The sequence below is a fragment of the Sphingomonas sp. J315 genome (assembly GCF_024666595.1).
Taxonomy (GTDB): Bacteria; Pseudomonadota; Alphaproteobacteria; order Sphingomonadales; family Sphingomonadaceae; genus Sphingomonas.
The window spans coordinates 3,193,833-3,208,923 of the sequence record NZ_CP088296.1; the positions used below are offsets into that span (position 1 = coordinate 3,193,833).

Sequence of the window (15,091 nt, forward strand, 5' to 3'; positions counted from 1 at the left end):
GCCGACCCCGCAATCGCAAGCGGGAGGGGAGTTACCGTCCCCCCATCACCTCAAGATACGCATCCAGCACCGCCTGGTTCACCTGCGGCCAGACCTGCGCCTGCATCCGCTGATGCCCCAGTGCCCCGAACCGCGCGCGCATCTCCGCGTCGCGCGCCAGCCGCTCGATCGCGTCGGCATAGGCGGTGACGTCGCGGGGCGGGACCAGGAAGCCGGTCTCATTCTCGACCACAAGATCCATCGCGCCGGTCGCGCGCGCCGCGACCACCGGCACGCCACACGCCATCGCCTCCGACGTCACGTTTCCGAACGTCTCGGTGACGGAGGGGTTGAAGAACACGTCCATCGACGCGACCGCGCGGCCCAGCGCATCGCCCGACTGGAAGCCGGTGAAGATCGCTTCGGGCACCTGCCCCGCGAACCAGTCGCGCGCCGGACCTTCGCCGACCACCAGTATCTTGTGCGGAACCCCGCGCCGGGTCAGCTCGCGCGCCACCTCGGCAAAGATATCCAGCCCCTTTTCGAGCACCAGCCGCCCCAGGAACCCGATCGCCGGAACGTCGTCGGCGATGCCCAGGCTCCGCCGCCACTCCAGATCGCGACGCGCCGGGTTGAACCGCGCATGATCCACGCCCCGCGACCATATGCTGACCGGCGTCGTGACACCCCAGCTCTGGATCAGCTGCGCGATCGAATTGCCCGGCACCATCACACGGTCGAACTTGTTGTAAAACCGCGTCAGCCGCCGGATCAGCCATGGCTCGATAAAGCCCAGCCCATAATAGCGCGGATAAGTCTCGAACCGCGTATGGAGCGATGCCACCGCCGGAAGCCCCTGCTTGCGCGCCCAGGCAACCGCAGCATGGCCCAGAAATTCGGGCGCCGAGACATGGACGAGGCTCGGCGCGAACGCCTCCAGATCCGCACGCGGCGCATGCGGCAGGCCCAGCGCGACCTTATACTCGCCGCGTCCGCCGGGCATGGCAAAGGCCGGGACGCTGACCAGATCGCCCTCCGGCGCAAAGGCCGGCTTCGCTACGGTCGGGGAATAGACGCGCACCGTCACGCCAGCATCCAGCAAATGGCGCACCAGCTTGTTCAGCGCCTGGTTCGCGCCGTCGCGTACATAATTATAATTGCCGCTGAACAGCGCCACGCGAAGATCGGTCGGAGTCATCGGCGCGCCCATAGCGATCCGATTACGGCGTTACTATGTCGCCGCAAAGGAGATTTCCGCATGTCCGATCTGTCCGGCTTCCCCATCACCACCCGCTGGCCCGCGCAGCACCCCGACCGTATCCAGCTCTATTCGCTCAACACCCCTAATGGCGTGAAGGCCGGAATCATGCTCGAGGAAACCGGGCTGCCCTATGAGGCGCATTTGATCGACATCGGCGCGGACGACCAGAAGACGCCGGAATTCCTCAGCCTCAACCCGAACGGCAAGATCCCCGCGATCCTCGACCCCAACGGCCCCAACGGCCACCCGCTCGCTCTGTTCGAAAGCGGCGCGATCCTGCTCTACCTCGCCGAAAAGACCGGTCAGTTCCTGGACCCCGACCAGCGCTACGAAACGATCGGATGGGTGATGTGGCAGATGGGCGGACTCGGCCCGATGTTTGGCCAGCTCGGCTATTTCCATAAATTCGCGGGCCGCGAGATCGAGGACAAGCGCCCGCTCGACCGCTATGTCGCGGAGTCGAAGCGATTGCTCGGCGTGCTCGATGCGCAGCTTCAGGGCCGCGACTGGATCATGGGCGATTATTCGATCGCCGACATCGCCTCGCTCGGCTGGGTCCGCAACCTGATCGGCTTTTACGGCGCACGCGATCTTGTCGGTTTCGACGATTTCGGGAACGTGTCGGCATGGCTCGACCGCGGCCTTGCCCGCCCGGCGGTGCAGCGCGGGCTGATGGTGACGGCGAAGGGTTGAGGCAGGCAATCCTCCCCCGCAGCGACGGGGGAGGACATCCGGCGAAATCAGGCGGGCACAAGCTCGGCGTCGTTGGCGCAGGCGCGCTGGTTGGCCGGCCGCTCGCCGATCCGGGCGAGCCAGGCGTCGATCGCCGCGCTTTCGGGAAAGGCGTGGCGTGCCCAGCCAATCGTTGCGCCAGCCATCACATCGACCGCGGTGAAGCGCTCGCCCATCAGATACGGCCCCTTGGCCAGCGCGTTTTCGATCCGGCGGATTACCTGATCATAGTTGCGCTCGGCGCGCAGATCGCCGCCACCGCCATAGAGCCGCGCGAAGATCACCGGTTCCATCTCGGTCGCCAGCCACATCAGCCAGGCGAGGAACGGGCCCCGCTCGGCCGAACCTTCCGGCGCGCCCAGCCCGGCTTTCGCGGCGAGATCGCAGATATAGATCGCGATGGCGTAGCTTTCGCTGATCAGCACGCGATCATGCACGATCGCAGGCACGCGGCCATCGGGATGCGGATTGGCGGGATCGATCGCGCCGCTGCCATCCATCTGCGCGATCGTCACATAACGCGTTTCGAACGGCAGCCCGCTCTCCTCGAGCAGCCACATGGTGCGGCCCGATCGGGTCTGCGGTGAATGGTAGAAGGTCAGCATGGCAGGTCCTTTCCTGTTCGGCGCGGCACTGTCGCCGGCGTCGAACCCGTGTTACTGCCACCCTGCTGCCAACATGCTGTCAGCAGCATCGCGCTACTCCGGATTATCCAATCGCACAGGAACCGCCATGCGCCGCGCCGACCGCCTCTTTCAGATCATCCAGCTGTTGCGCCGCCAGCAGCGTAAGCCCGTGACCGCCGACGCGATCGCCGACGAACTCGAGACGTCGAAACGCACAATCTATCGCGATATCGCCACGCTGATGGCCCAGCGCGTGCCGATCCGGGGTGAGGCCGGGATCGGCTATGTCCTCGACAGCGGCTTCGACCTCCCGCCGCTGATGCTGACCACCGATGAAGTCGAGGCGGCGGTGCTCGGCGCGCAATGGGTCAAGGCGCAGGGCGACCGGGTGTTGGCGCGTGCGGCCGACGATCTGATCGCCAAGCTCGCCGCGACCGTGCCGGAGGGGATGCGTGACCTGGTGCTGGAGCCGGTGGTGGCAACCCCGCCACGCTGGGACGAGGCACCCGAGCCGGTCGACATGACCCAGCTGCGCCTGTGGTGCCGAAAGGGGTTCAAGCTAGACCTCGATTATGGCGATGCCGAAGGGCGGCGGACGCGGCGCACGATCTGGCCCTTCCTGATCGGCTATCGCGATGCGCTGCGCATGGTGTTCGCCTGGTGCGAGCTGCGACAGGACTTCCGCAGCTTCCGGATCGACCGGATCGCGGACGCGACGTTTCGCGAGGAACGCTATCCGTACCGCCCTGCCGCGTTGCAATCGCGCTGGCGCAAGACGCTCTAAGCAAATTATCGTTCCTAATTCGTTCCGTCGCTGCTAAGCAAAGCTCATGGCCAAACCGAAGAAACGTTACGTCTGTCAGGCATGCGGATCGGTGTCCGCGCAATGGGCGGGACAATGCGCCGATTGCGGAGAATGGAACACGCTGGTCGAGGATGTCGGCGGCGTCGTCACGCCGTTTCAGGCCAAGCATAACCTCCAGGGCGGCGGGCGGATGATCCTGATGTCGGGGCTCGATGCCGATGTCCCGCTGCCCGCGCGGATGAGCACCGGCATCGCCGAGCTCGACCGCGCGCTGGGCGGCGGCTTTGTCGAGGCGTCGGCGACCCTGATCGGTGGCGATCCCGGCATCGGCAAGTCGACGCTGCTACTTCAGGCGGCGGCCAAGATGGCGCTGGCGGGGAAGAGCGTCGCCTATGTCTCGGGCGAGGAGGCGGCGGACCAGGTGCGGCTGCGCGCGCGCCGCCTCGGTCTCGGCAACGCCCCGGTCCAGCTCGCCTCGGCAACCAGCGTGCGCGACATATTGACCACACTCGGCGGCGCGACCCCGCCCGATCTGCTGGTGATCGATTCGATCCAGACGATGCACAGCGACCTGATTGAAGGCGCGCCCGGCACGGTCAGCCAGGTCCGCGCATCGTCGCAGGAGCTGATCCGCTTCGCCAAGGAGCGCGGCACCGCGCTGGTGCTGGTCGGCCATGTCACCAAGGACGGCAGCCTCGCCGGGCCGCGCGTGCTCGAACATATGGTCGACACCGTATTGGCGTTCGAGGGTGAGCGCAGCCACCAGTATCGCATCCTGCGCGCGGTCAAGAACCGCTTCGGCGGCACCGACGAGATCGGCGTGTTCGCGATGCAGACCGAGGGGCTGACCGAAGTCGGCAACCCGTCCTCGCTGTTCCTTACCAGCCGCGACGAGAGCGTCAGCGGCACCGTGGTGTTCCCCGCGCTTGAGGGCACCCGCCCGGTGCTGGTGGAGATCCAGGCGCTCGTCGTCCGCCTTGCCTCGGGCGCTACCCCCCGCCGCGCGGTCGTGGGCTGGGACAGCGGGCGGCTGGCGATGATCCTCGCGGTGCTGGAGGCGCGCTGCGGCCTCAGCTTCGCGACCAGCGAAGTCTATCTCAACATCGCCGGCGGCTATCGCGTGCAGGACCCCGCCGCCGACCTCGCCGTCGCCGCCGCGCTGCTCTCCGCTTTGTCCGAACGCCCTGTCGCGACGGACATGGTCGCGTTCGGCGAGATTGCGCTGTCGGGGGAGGTGCGCCCGGTCGCACATGGCGCGCTGCGCCTGAAGGAAGCGGGCAAGCTTGGCTTCACCCGCGCGATCGCTCCTGCGGCGCAGGCGAAGGAGGGCGGCGTGACGTTAAGCGGATTCCGCAATCTCGCGGGGTTCGTCGATTACATGCTCGGTCGCTGAGCGGCTCCGCCGACGCGCCAGAATGTGCCGTGCCGGGTCGAGTATCGCCAGCATCACGGCGGTCGCCGCGACATCGGCGATCCAGTCGTCGAGCGACGCGGTCCGGCCCAGTGCGGGGTACATCTGCGCGAACTCGGTCAGTGCGCCAAAGGCGGCAAAGGCAAGCAGCAGCGTTACCGGGCGCAGTCGCGGATAGGCCAGGCGCGCCAGTCCCGTCAGCGTCACGAACGCGAGGATATGCTGGACCTTGTCCCCCGGTTCGCCCGGCAAAACGGGTGGCTCAGGCAGCACCGCCATCACAAAGGCTAAGATCAGGGCCGCCCAGAAGGCGAGGACAAACAGGCGGCGAAGCAATGGCATCGCGGTCAGATAGGCGAGTATCCCGCGCGATCCAACCGCGATGCCGGATCATTCCGTGTCATAGCGCAACAGTTCACCCGGCTGGCAGTCCAGTTCACGGCAGATCGCCTCCAGCGTCGAGAAGCGGATCGCCTTGGCTTTGCCGGTCTTGAGGATGGATGCGTTGGCGAGCGTCAGGTCGATCCGCTCGGCCAGTTCGGTCAGCGTCATTCGCCGTGCATGCAGCAGTTCGTCGAGCGTCACGATGATCGCCATCAGACCGTCCCTTCCAGGTCGTCGCGCAGCGCCGTGCCGTGGCGGAACACCCGGGCGAGGATGAACAGAACCAGCGCCAGCACCAGCGAGTCAAAGGACATATCGACCCCGCTGTGGGTGCCGAGATGCTCGGCGATTACCCCGACCAGCGGCACCAGGACGAGATTGCCCCCTGCAGAGCCAATGCGATCCACCCCATGCGGCCCAGCCGTTCGGCGTTTTCGGGAACGAACGGATCGCCGTCGCCGACCGTGTCGATGATCCGGATCAGCGTGCGAATGAACGCAATGCCGAGCCCAAGGATGAGGACCAGCATCGCCGCCCCCGCGGTCACCCACCAGACCGTTCCGCGCGTCGCATCGGTCAGCTGCGGTGCGAATTGCTGGTCGGGAAAGGCGAGCAGCGCAGCCACCGCGACGATCCCCGCGATGATCAGCATGCCCATGATGACCATCAGCAGACGAAGGAGGAGCAATGTGAATCCCAGCAGTGGGTCGCCCGATTTTAACGTTGCCATGTATCGATCTCCAATATGAGAGATATTGATATTCGATAATCTTGTCGGCCATGCCTGTCAACAAAATTTATCGAAAAACAATATGGTTTCCGATGCGGGACAAAAGTGCGATTTCCCGCTTCGCCCGGCGACGCGGCGGGGCTATTGAGCGGGCTGCTGCGGGAAGGGCTTGGCAATGGGACTGACGGCGATCGACATCTTGGTGCTGCTGGGCGTCGGGGCCGCAGCGATCACCGGGTTCATGCGCGGCTTCGTCACCGAAGTGCTGTCGCTGATGGCGTGGCTGCTCGTCGTCGCCGCGATTCGATTTCTCCACACCCCCGTCGCCGCAGCGCTGGCCGAACCGGTCGGGACGGTGCAGGGGGCGGCGGTGCTCGCCTTCGCGCTGCTCGGCGGCATCGCCTATTTCGGTGGGCGCGTGGTTGCCAATTCGATCGGGTCGCGTACCCGCTCCGGGTTCCTCGGGCCGGTCGACCGCGCGCTCGGCGTGGCGTTCGGTGCGATCAAGGGGCTGATCCTCGCCAGCCTCGCCTTCCTGCTCGTCGCGCTGGTCGTCGACACGGTCAGCGGCGGCCCGGCGCAGCGCCCCGAATGGATGACCCAGGCACGGACCTATCCGTTGCTCAACGCTACCAGCGCCAGCATCGCCGAATTCGTCGACCGCCGCCGCCGCGGCGAACCGGTATTCGGCAACGACACCGACGCCGACGACGACGCGCTTGCGAACGGGTCGGACGTGGTTACATCGGAGCGATGACCCAGCCGCTCTACAATACACAGATTTTGCGGCTCGCTGCCAGCATCCCCCATCACCAGCGCCTCGCCAGTCCGATGGCGAGCATCGAGAAACGCTCCCCGGTCTGCGGCAGCCGGGTGGCCGTCGATGTTGATCTCGACGCCGAGGGCCGCGTCGTTGCGCTCGGCATGCAGGTCCGCGCCTGCGCGCTCGGTCAGGCATCGGCGTCGCTGATGGGCGCGCACGCCATCGGTCGCACGGCGGCAGAACTCGATATGACCCGCGCGGCGCTGACAAACTGGCTGGCCGGGGAGTGCGACACGCCGCCCGATTGGCCCGGTCTCGATCTCTTCACCCCCGCACTCCCGCACAGCGCGCGCCACCCCTCGATCCGCCTCGCCTTCGAAGCGGTGGCCGAGGCTGCAGCACTCGCCCTCCGCGAAAAGGCCGCCTGATGGACCACAGCGCCGCACACAGCTTCGTCGCAGAGGGCGCGCCGCTGCTCGGCTTCGCGCTGCTCTTCGTCCTGATCTTCCGCCGCATGGGGCTGGGCGCGACGCTCGGCTACCTCGTCGCCGGTGCTCTGGTCGGGCCGCAACTGCTCAACCTGGTGGGTGAGGCGGAGACCAAGATGGGCATCGCCGAATTCGGCATCGCCCTGCTGCTGTTTCTCGTCGGCCTCGAACTCAGCCCGTCGCGGCTGTGGCGCATGAAGCGCGACATTTTCGGCTTCGGCCTGCTGCAGGTCGTGCTGTGCGGACTGGCGCTCAGCGTGGTGATCGGATTCGGCGCGAATTTCTCGCTCCCCGCCGCGCTCGCGCTCGGCCTGCCGCTCGCTCTGTCCTCGACCGCACAGGTCCTGCCGATGCTGCAAAGCGCCGGGAGACTGCGCACCCCGTTCGGCGAACGCGCCTTCTCGACCTTGCTCTTTCAGGACATCTCGATCGTCCCGCTGATCACGATCATCGCGATCCTCAGCCGCAATCCGGCGGATGCGCAGGGCCCTTCCGGCTGGCTGCTCGCCATCTACACCGTCGCCGCAATCACCGGACTGGTACTCGCGGGCCGCTACCTGCTGCGCCCGTTGTTCAAGCTGATCGGTAATTGGGGCGAGCGCGAATTGTTCGTATTTGCCGGCCTGTTCACCGTCGTCGGCAGCGCCGCGCTGATGCAGTCGATCGGCCTCTCGACGGCGCTCGGCGCATTCATCGCGGGCGTGATGCTCGCCGACAGTCCCTACCGGCACGAGCTGGAGGCGGACATCGAGCCGTTCCGCTCGATTCTGCTCGGCCTGTTCTTCCTTTCGGTCGGCATGATGCTCGACCTGTCGGCCATCGCCGAGCGCCCGGTGTTCGTGCTCGGCATGGCCGCCGCGCTGATTGCGACCAAGACAGTGGTTATCACCGGCCTCGCCATGGCATTCCGCATGCCGTGGCGTCAGGCGCTCGCATTGGGCCTGTTGCTCAGCCAGGGCGGCGAATTCGGCTTCGTCCTGTTCGCCCAGGCGCAGAACGCGCTGCTGATCGCGCCCGAAGCGGTCAGCGTGTTCAGTGCGGTCGTCACCCTGTCGATGGCGACCACGCCGTTCCTGATGATGTTCACCGCCCGCTTCCGCGTCGAGGAGAGCGAAGCGACCGGCGAGCGCGAAGGCCCGGTGTCCGACGGGTCGAACGCGCTGATCGTCGGCTATGGCCGCTTCGGCCAGACGGTGGGTCAGATGCTCAATGCCCAGGGCATCGGGGTCACGCTGATCGACACCGATATCGAGATGATCGACATCGCCGGCCAGTTCGGGGCCAAGGTCTATTATGGCGACGGCACCCGCATCGACATGCTGCGACAGGCGGGCGCGGCGGATGCGCAGCTGATCCTGTTCTGCATCGACGGCGACAAGATCGGCCCGGAACTGGTCGAGGCGGTGCACGAATCCTTCCCCAACGCATCGATCTTCGTGCGCACCTTCGATCGGCGCGCGCTGCTCAAGCTGAAGGGTACGCCGGTCAAGGGCGTAGTGCGCGAAGTGATGGAATCGGCGATCCTGATGGCGCGCAAGGCGATGGAGGCGGTCGATATCGACCTCGAACAGATCGACCGCACCGAAGATCTCTACCGCCGTCGCGACCGCGAACGGCTGCGCATCCAGCATGAAGCGGGCAGCCTGCTCGCCGCGCGGGAAGCGATCATGGGCGATCCCGACCTCGACTGGCGCCCCGGCCGTCGCGACGCGCCCGATCCGCTGCCGTCCGACACGGTCGAGGACGACGATCGCCTGTGAAGAACCCCAAGCTTCGTGAGCGTGTCGGCTTTGCTCTGGCAGGATGGCACGCCGCCTGGCTACGCGAGGCAAGCTTTCGTACCCAGGCAGCCGTCGCCATAGCAGCGCTCATCGGCCTCATCGTTCTGCGGCCGGCACCAATCTGGTGGGCCATTGTCGCGGTTACGGTTGCGCTGGTGCTTGCGCTGGAGCTGATCAACTCGGCGCTGGAGGCGGTCATCGACCCGTTGCACCCCGGCATCCATCCCGAGATCAAGGCTGCAAAGGACATGCTGGCCGGAGCTGTGCTGATGATCAGCGTCGCGGCGGTCGCGGTAGGCGCGGCGCTGTTGATCGCTCAATCGGACAGCTGGATCGAGTGGCTGCAATGAACTGGCTCGTCGCATTGGCCGCCCTCTCGGGCGCTATCGCCGTCGGCGCAGGCGCGTTCGGGGCGCATGGGGCGGAGGGCAAGGCCGCCGAATGGCTGCGCACCGGTGGCACCTATCAGCTGATCCACGCGGTCGCGGCGCTGGTCGCGGTGCAGATGGGCGCGAAGGGACCGGGCTGGCTGTTCGTCGCGGGCGGCGCGCTCTTTGCCGGGACGCTCTACGCCATGGCGCTCGGCGCACCGCGCTGGCTCGGCGCAATCACCCCGATCGGCGGTGCCGCGCTGATCGCTGCCTGGCTGTGGCTGGCGTGGCACGCACGACAAGGCTGAGCGTCTGCTACCGCAAGCGGCGCTTCGCGGACGGCGACGCGGCGCTGGAGGCCGCGCTTGCCGCCGACATCCCCCTGCGTCCCTATCGCTGCGACCGCTGCTTCGGCTTCCATTTGACCAGCCAGACCAAGGGGAAGCGTAGCCTGTAGCGATCAGCTCGCCGCGCGCAGCCCGACCGCATTTTCCGCAACGATCGCCGCCAGCGGCTGCGGCCGTCCCAGCAAATAGCCCTGGATCAGATCGATGCCGAGCGCGCGCAGCACCGCCAGTTCGTCCTCGCGTTCGACACCCTCGGCAATCAACCGGCTGCCCGTATCGCGCGCAAACATCATCAGTCCGGCGGCGAGTGCGCGGCGGCCCGGATCATGCTGGATGTCCTCGATCAGGAACCGGTCGAGCTTCACCAGATCTGGGCGCATCTGGATGATCTGCTGCAGCCCGCTATAGCCCGATCCGGCATCGTCCACCGCGATCTTCAGCCCCTCGGCGCGCAGCGGTGCGAGACGCTCCAGCAGCGTGCAGATGTCCGAAACCCGGTCATGCTCGGTGACTTCCAGCACGACGCGGTTGAGCGGCGCGCGGCGCAGGATATCGGTCAGATCGGGCGACATAGCCGTGGCCGGGCTGGCGTTGACCGACAGATAGCTATGGTCGGGAAGCTGCGACAGGCCGCGCAACGCACGGTCGATCGCGAACAGCTCGAACGCCACGCCCATGCCAATGCGACTGGCCTGATCGAACCATTTGTCGGGCGAGCGATAGGGTTCGACGCTGATCCGCGCGAGTGCCTCGTAACCGGCAGGCCGTCCCTGTGAGAGGCTGAAGATCGGCTGATAGTGGATCTCCATCAACTCACCGGCAATGATCTGTTCGATCGCCGCGCGCGACGCGGCGGTTTCTTCGCGATTGCCCAGGTCACGCTCGATCTCGAACGCAGCCAGATCGGCAAAGGCGCGCATCATGCCCAGATCGCGCGGGTTCAGGGATGGATTGGCGAAGGGTCCGAGGCAGCAGAACATGCCATAGGTGCGCCCGTCCGACAGCCGGATCGGCACGCTGACATGCGCGCCGATCGGCACCGCGCCGGTAATCGGCATCGCTGCCGCGATCGGTTCGGCGGCGGTGTCGGGGATCAGTTCGGGTAGCCGCCCCTCCAGGATATGCCGACAATAGACATCGTCGAGCGAATGGACGTCGCCGGCCTTGGCGAGGTGCTCCAGCCCCGGCGCATCGACGACGCGGAACACCGAATCATTGCCGACGAATTCGGAGACATAGGCGACCTGCAGGCCGAGATGCGCGCGTACCGCCTGTAACGCGCGGCTGATGACCGCGTCGGGACTCGAACGGTCGCTGGCGTGCGCGATGATCTCGCGCAACGCCGATGACTGGACGGCTTGTTCACTCTCCGACATCGCGCGTGCCCCGCTTGGGATCTCATCCATAATGGATCCTTCCGGTGCAAGCTGCCCCAGATGCGTGAAGATTTCGTCACGCCGTGCGTCAGGTCACTTCGGGTCGAGGATTCGCGTCACCGCCCCCCACCGTCACCGGATGGTAGCCCGGCTTCGCCTTCGCAAAGATCTGCCGCGCGATCGGTTCGCCCCATTCGCCCTGTGCCTTCAGCCCGCGATAGAGCGGCGTCACCAGCAAATTGCGGCCGACGCGGGTCAGATACTCCTCCAGCGCCGGCACGACGGGTTCGTAGCGGTTGGCGATCGCCAGATCGAACCATGCCGACTGGACATAGGCGTTCTGCGACCGCGTCAGCCCCAGCGCCGCGTCCAGCTCGGCCAGCCGCGCCGCGCTCTGCTGGCGGGGGAGGTTGCCGAGCAGCCGCTGCCATTGCTGCGTCTGCCATCCTTTGGCGTCGATCGCCGACGCCGGTCCGCCCGCGTTGAACGCGGCGAGCTGCGCATCGACCTTGGCCAAGGTCGCCGATTTCACCTGTACCGCGTTCGACGGCACGCCCGGCTGATAGACCCAGCGGTCGAGCTGCAGCCTGGCCTCCAGCGCCTTGTCGCCCTTGATCAGATGCGTGCGGATATCGGCGAGGAACCCCGCGCTGGTCTGCGGCTGGAAGGCGTACCGGTCGAAATAACCGCGCAGATAGGCGTCCCAGCGGGTCCGTCCCACCGCGACCTCGATCGTGCGCAGGAAGATGCTGCCCTTCAGATACGCGAGCTGCCCCGCATCGCCCCCCGGCTCGCCACGCAGCCGCGTCGACGGTGCCGCCTCGCCGCCTGCATTCTTCACGTCGCGCAGCATCCCCGCATAATCCAGGTCGGAATAGATCGCCGCACGCTCCTTGCCGTACAGCGCCTCCATGATCCGGTTCTCGAAATAGGTGGTGAAGCCCTCGTTCAGCCACCCGTCCGCCCAGGTCGCGTTGGTGACGAGGTTCCCCGACCAGCTATGCGCAAGCTCATGCGCGAGGACGTCGGTGTTCGACTTGTCGCCCGTAATGATCGTCGGGGTAAAGAAGGTGAGATTGGGGTTCTCCATCCCGCCATAGGGGAAGGACGGCGGCAGCACGAGCATGTCGTAGCGGCCCCAGCGATAGGGGCCGTACAGCGCCTGGGCCGCATCGATCATCTTCTCGATATCGGCGAATTCGGAGACGGCGGCGTCGATCATCCCCGCCTCGGCCCAAACCCCGGTGCGCGGTCCGACTTCCTTGAACTTGAGGTCGCCCACCGCGATCGCGATCAGATAGGGCGGGACCGGATTGTCCATCCGGAAGCGGAACTTGCGGCGATAGTGCGGGACCAGCTCGCCCTTGTCGCCATCCAGCATCTGGCCACTCATGACTGGAACAAAGCCGTCGGGAACGGTAATTGTCGCCGACCAGGTCTGGCGGATACCCGGACTGTCCTGCGTTGGAATCCAGCTGCGATTGTTGATCGACTGCCCCTGGCTGAACAGGAAGGGCAGGGTCTTGCTCTGAGTCTGCTCGGGGGTGAGCCATTGCAGCGCGCGGGCACCGGGGCTGGCGACATAGGCGATGCGGATCTTCTTCGCCCCGTCGAGCTGGACGGTCAGCGGGCTGCCGAGCTGCGGGTCTTTCGGGCCGACCTTGTGCGACAGCTTGACGTGATTCTCGTTGGTCACCGCCGCGATATTGAGGTCGAGCGTGTCGAGCACGATCTCCTTCGCACCCTTCGCCACCTCGATATCCAGCACCGCGACCCCGCTGATCGTCTTCGCCGCGAAATCAAGGTGCAGGTCGAGATCGACATGAGTCACCCGCGCTTCGGCGGGACGGGCATAGGTCCACACATCCTTCGCCTCGGGCGTGGTCAGGACCGGCGCGACCTTGGCGGTCTGGGCGAGGGCGGGGGCAGTGGAGGCGAGCAGCAAGGCTGCGAGGGTCAGGATACGCATGGTCGCATCTGCTACGATCCCGGGTCGCTCGGCACAAGCGCGCCGCTCATGCGTTGATCGTCCAGTCCCTAAAATCGAGGAGAGATGCGATGAATCCCACCGTCGACAGCCCAAATCCCCTGATCGCCTCTGACCGCGTCGAAGGCACGACCGTCTATGACACCTCCGGCGAAAAGCTCGGCCATGTCGAACGCTTCATGGTCGACAAGGTGTCGGGCAAGGCCGAATATGCCGTGATGGCGTTTGGTGGCCTGTTCGGCATCGGCCACCGCCATTATCCGGTGCCGTGGCAGGCGCTGACCTACGATACCGACAAGGACGGCTATGTCGTGTCGCTCAGCAAGGAAAAGCTGGAAAACGCGCCCTATTATGACCGCGAAGGCGACGAACCGAGCTACGACCGCGCCTATGGGCAGGAAGTGTACGCCTATTACGGCGTGCCGTACCTCTAGGGTTTGGGCAGCCCCCAGCGGCCGGTTTCCATCCAGCGCAGCAGTGGTTTGAGCGGCAGGATCCACACGATCCCGGTAAAGACGTAGAAGACCAGCTGGATGAGGACCGGCCACTGGCCGACGATCCGCGACAGGCTCGCCACCGCGACGCACCAGATGATGATCAGCACGACGATTGCGAACGCGCCGACAGGCTTGCGCCAAGACGGGGTCATTCCGCCGCCTCGCCATGCGCGGCGGCTTCGGTGACGACGCCATGCAGCGGCATGTCCCAGACATCGATCGCCAAGGCCTCGACCTGCTGGACCGACCAGGCGATGCCGATTCGCCACGCATCGGGCAGCCGCTCGAATACCCGGTCATAATGGCCCGCGCCCTGACCCAGCCGGTTCATCGCCGCATCGAACGCCAGCAAGGGAGCCAGCACGATATCGGGATCGCATTCCGGCCCGTTGTCGTCCGGCTGGCGGAGGCCAAGCGGCCCGTCGATCAGCACATGCTCCGGTTCCCACGCAAAGAAGCGCACCGGCGATTCGCGGCTTGTGACATGCGGCAGCACGATGGTGCACCCCGCCTCGCGCGCCGCCCATGCGATCGCGGTCGGATCGGCCTCGCTGCCGACCGGGACATAGGAGGAAACGACGACCCCCGGCGCGAACCGTGCGAGCAAAGCGGGCGGCGGCTCGATCACGCCCCCGATCGTCATCGCAAACTCGTCGCGCAGCGCGCGCATCCGGGCGCGCAGGGTCCGTTTATCGTCAGCCATCCTTCTGCGTCTCGCCTCCGGCGAGGCGGCGGTGCCAGCCCGCATTCCGAGCTGGAACCGCGCAGCTTCGCTGCCAAATCAACAGTTGGCGGGACCACCATGGGCCGTGTGCTTGAATATCCTCTGACGCCGTTTACGTCAGGTGGGGACCATGTGCCACAGGCCAGGACCTGAGCAGGGACAGCCCCCATGGATGATGAATCGCCTCAGGGATAATCGCTAAAGCTCGCACCGGGCAGTACCCGCCACCGTCAATTTAGGGCTTCGCGACCGAATCCTCAAGAGCGGTTGCGACCGCTTCCAGCCGGTCCGCCAGATTGTCGAGCAGCACCGGCGACACGCCCCCGGCGGGTTGCGCTCTGCCTCATCGACCTGATCGGCCAGGATCAGCGCCAGGAACAGCAGGGTCCGCTCGCTGCTCATCCCGCCCGATGCGCGTATTGCGGTGTCGGTATGCCGCTCGAGCAGCGCACCGAGCCGTTCGAGATGCAGTTCCTCGCCATCGCGGCAGGCAATGACATGGTTGCGCCCTGCGATGGTCAGCGTCACCTGACCCATCAGTCCTCGCCCTCCTGCGCGATCACCGCATCGAGCGCCGCGATCGCCTCCTCGACCCGCCCGCGCAGCGCCGCGTGGCGTTGTTCCAGCCGTTCGGCGTCGAAGGCACGGCGCGCCGCCGCAGCCTCGATCCGCGCAAGGGCGCGCTCGATCCGGTCGAGCGCGGAAGGTGCCGCATCCGCCATGCGGGGGTGGATAGGGGGCTTTACCCGCGCCGCAACCCCGCGCGGTTGACGACTGCGCCCGCGCGCCCCATTGGCACGCCAACTTCGATTCGCCGGGCCGTGGCGAG

General features: G+C 66.3%; 22 protein-coding genes. 10 read left to right on the forward strand and 12 right to left on the reverse strand.

All coding sequences use genetic code 11. The annotated features are described in order from the left end of the window. Positions 1–31: 31 nt before the first annotated feature. A complete protein-coding gene (locus LRS08_RS16240; protein WP_260480964.1) occupies positions 32–1,177 on the reverse strand; it encodes a glycosyltransferase family 4 protein in 1,146 nt (381 codons plus the stop codon). A 60-nt stretch (positions 1,178–1,237) separates the two neighbouring features. On the opposite strand from LRS08_RS16240, the gene LRS08_RS16245 reads away from it, so the two are divergent. Next, entirely contained in the window at positions 1,238–1,933 is a 696-nt protein-coding gene (locus tag LRS08_RS16245) for a glutathione S-transferase N-terminal domain-containing protein (protein WP_260480965.1), read from the forward strand. Between the two features lie 47 nt (positions 1,934–1,980). Here the strand turns inward: LRS08_RS16245 and LRS08_RS16250 are convergent, their stop codons facing one another. Beyond that, positions 1,981–2,577, reverse strand: a complete 597-nt coding sequence (locus LRS08_RS16250) for a glutathione S-transferase family protein (protein WP_260480966.1) — start codon at positions 2,575–2,577, stop codon at positions 1,981–1,983. A 127-nt stretch (positions 2,578–2,704) separates the two neighbouring features. On the opposite strand from LRS08_RS16250, the gene LRS08_RS16255 reads away from it, so the two are divergent. Next, the gene (locus LRS08_RS16255) at positions 2,705–3,382 is read left to right on the forward strand and encodes a helix-turn-helix transcriptional regulator (RefSeq protein ID WP_260480967.1); all 678 of its coding nucleotides are present in this window, start codon (positions 2,705–2,707) and stop codon (positions 3,380–3,382) included. A 46-nt stretch (positions 3,383–3,428) separates the two neighbouring features. After that, positions 3,429–4,796 (forward strand): DNA repair protein RadA, encoded by a 1,368-nt coding sequence (gene radA / locus LRS08_RS16260; RefSeq protein ID WP_260480968.1) that lies wholly within the window; start codon positions 3,429–3,431, stop codon positions 4,794–4,796. Here radA and LRS08_RS16265 read toward each other — a convergent pair. The 4 genes from LRS08_RS16265 to LRS08_RS16280 are packed head-to-tail and all read right to left on the reverse strand — an operon-like array spanning position 4,743 to position 5,928. Next, positions 4,743–5,156 (reverse strand): hypothetical protein, encoded by a 414-nt coding sequence (locus tag LRS08_RS16265; protein ID WP_260480969.1) that lies wholly within the window; start codon positions 5,154–5,156, stop codon positions 4,743–4,745. The genes radA and LRS08_RS16265 overlap by 54 nt on opposite strands. 48 nt (positions 5,157–5,204) lie before the next feature. Continuing rightward, positions 5,205–5,411: a helix-turn-helix transcriptional regulator gene (locus tag LRS08_RS16270; protein WP_260480970.1), complete on the reverse strand. Its 207-nt coding sequence runs from the start codon at positions 5,409–5,411 to the stop codon at positions 5,205–5,207. Beyond that, positions 5,411–5,566: a hypothetical protein gene (locus LRS08_RS16275; protein WP_260480971.1), complete on the reverse strand. Its 156-nt coding sequence runs from the start codon at positions 5,564–5,566 to the stop codon at positions 5,411–5,413. The genes LRS08_RS16270 and LRS08_RS16275 overlap by 1 nt, the downstream gene beginning before the upstream one ends. Then, positions 5,548–5,928 carry a hypothetical protein gene (locus tag LRS08_RS16280; protein ID WP_260480972.1) on the reverse strand — a complete coding sequence of 127 codons (381 nt, stop codon included), beginning with the start codon at positions 5,926–5,928 and terminating at the stop codon, positions 5,548–5,550. Before LRS08_RS16280 ends, LRS08_RS16275 begins: the two co-directional genes overlap by 19 nt. A 175-nt stretch (positions 5,929–6,103) precedes the next feature. Here LRS08_RS16280 and LRS08_RS16285 point away from each other — a divergent pair, with 175 nt between their 5' ends. Genes LRS08_RS16285 through LRS08_RS16310 form a run of 6 tightly spaced genes read left to right on the forward strand, consistent with a single transcriptional unit; the run spans position 6,104 to position 9,788 of the window. Then, complete coding sequence (locus tag LRS08_RS16285; protein WP_260480973.1) at positions 6,104–6,685, forward strand: CvpA family protein; 582 nt, start codon at positions 6,104–6,106, stop codon at positions 6,683–6,685. Continuing rightward, positions 6,682–7,119: an iron-sulfur cluster assembly scaffold protein gene (locus tag LRS08_RS16290; protein ID WP_260480974.1), complete on the forward strand. Its 438-nt coding sequence runs from the start codon at positions 6,682–6,684 to the stop codon at positions 7,117–7,119. Before LRS08_RS16285 ends, LRS08_RS16290 begins: the two co-directional genes overlap by 4 nt. Beyond that, positions 7,119–8,939: a monovalent cation:proton antiporter-2 (CPA2) family protein gene (locus LRS08_RS16295; protein ID WP_260480975.1), complete on the forward strand. Its 1,821-nt coding sequence runs from the start codon at positions 7,119–7,121 to the stop codon at positions 8,937–8,939. The genes LRS08_RS16290 and LRS08_RS16295 overlap by 1 nt, the downstream gene beginning before the upstream one ends. Continuing rightward, the gene (locus tag LRS08_RS16300; protein ID WP_257846163.1) at positions 8,936–9,310 is read left to right on the forward strand and encodes a diacylglycerol kinase; all 375 of its coding nucleotides are present in this window, start codon (positions 8,936–8,938) and stop codon (positions 9,308–9,310) included. Before LRS08_RS16295 ends, LRS08_RS16300 begins: the two co-directional genes overlap by 4 nt. Then, positions 9,307–9,639: a DUF423 domain-containing protein gene (locus LRS08_RS16305; RefSeq protein WP_257846162.1), complete on the forward strand. Its 333-nt coding sequence runs from the start codon at positions 9,307–9,309 to the stop codon at positions 9,637–9,639. Before LRS08_RS16300 ends, LRS08_RS16305 begins: the two co-directional genes overlap by 4 nt. After that, entirely contained in the window at positions 9,618–9,788 is a 171-nt protein-coding gene (locus tag LRS08_RS16310; RefSeq protein WP_257846161.1) for a hypothetical protein, read from the forward strand. The genes LRS08_RS16305 and LRS08_RS16310 overlap by 22 nt, the downstream gene beginning before the upstream one ends. Before the next feature lie 3 nt (positions 9,789–9,791). Here the strand turns inward: LRS08_RS16310 and LRS08_RS16315 are convergent, their stop codons facing one another. Together LRS08_RS16315 and LRS08_RS16320 are read right to left on the reverse strand one after the other, a co-directional pair. Continuing rightward, positions 9,792–11,084 carry an EAL domain-containing protein gene (locus LRS08_RS16315; RefSeq protein WP_257846160.1) on the reverse strand — a complete coding sequence of 431 codons (1,293 nt, stop codon included), beginning with the start codon at positions 11,082–11,084 and terminating at the stop codon, positions 9,792–9,794. Positions 11,085–11,142: 58 nt separating this feature from the next. After that, positions 11,143–13,023: a M1 family metallopeptidase gene (locus tag LRS08_RS16320; RefSeq protein ID WP_260480976.1), complete on the reverse strand. Its 1,881-nt coding sequence runs from the start codon at positions 13,021–13,023 to the stop codon at positions 11,143–11,145. An 89-nt stretch (positions 13,024–13,112) separates the two neighbouring features. Here LRS08_RS16320 and LRS08_RS16325 point away from each other — a divergent pair, with 89 nt between their 5' ends. After that, complete coding sequence (locus LRS08_RS16325; protein WP_257846159.1) at positions 13,113–13,475, forward strand: PRC-barrel domain-containing protein; 363 nt, start codon at positions 13,113–13,115, stop codon at positions 13,473–13,475. Here the strand turns inward: LRS08_RS16325 and LRS08_RS16330 are convergent. The 4 genes from LRS08_RS16330 to LRS08_RS16345 form a co-directional block, all read right to left on the reverse strand. Further along, the gene (locus tag LRS08_RS16330; protein WP_257846158.1) at positions 13,472–13,690 is read right to left on the reverse strand and encodes a DUF2842 domain-containing protein; all 219 of its coding nucleotides are present in this window, start codon (positions 13,688–13,690) and stop codon (positions 13,472–13,474) included. The two genes, LRS08_RS16325 and LRS08_RS16330, sit on opposite strands and share 4 nt — an antisense overlap. Beyond that, positions 13,687–14,241, reverse strand: a complete 555-nt coding sequence (locus LRS08_RS16335; RefSeq protein ID WP_257846157.1) for a 5-formyltetrahydrofolate cyclo-ligase — start codon at positions 14,239–14,241, stop codon at positions 13,687–13,689. Before LRS08_RS16335 ends, LRS08_RS16330 begins: the two co-directional genes overlap by 4 nt. A gap of 219 nt (positions 14,242–14,460) precedes the next feature. After that, positions 14,461–14,799, reverse strand: a complete 339-nt coding sequence (locus tag LRS08_RS16340) for a cell division protein ZapA (RefSeq protein WP_308223064.1) — start codon at positions 14,797–14,799, stop codon at positions 14,461–14,463. Then, positions 14,799–14,984 (reverse strand): hypothetical protein, encoded by a 186-nt coding sequence (locus LRS08_RS16345; RefSeq protein WP_260480977.1) that lies wholly within the window; start codon positions 14,982–14,984, stop codon positions 14,799–14,801. The genes LRS08_RS16340 and LRS08_RS16345 overlap by 1 nt, the downstream gene beginning before the upstream one ends. Between the last annotated feature and the right edge of the window lie 107 nt (positions 14,985–15,091).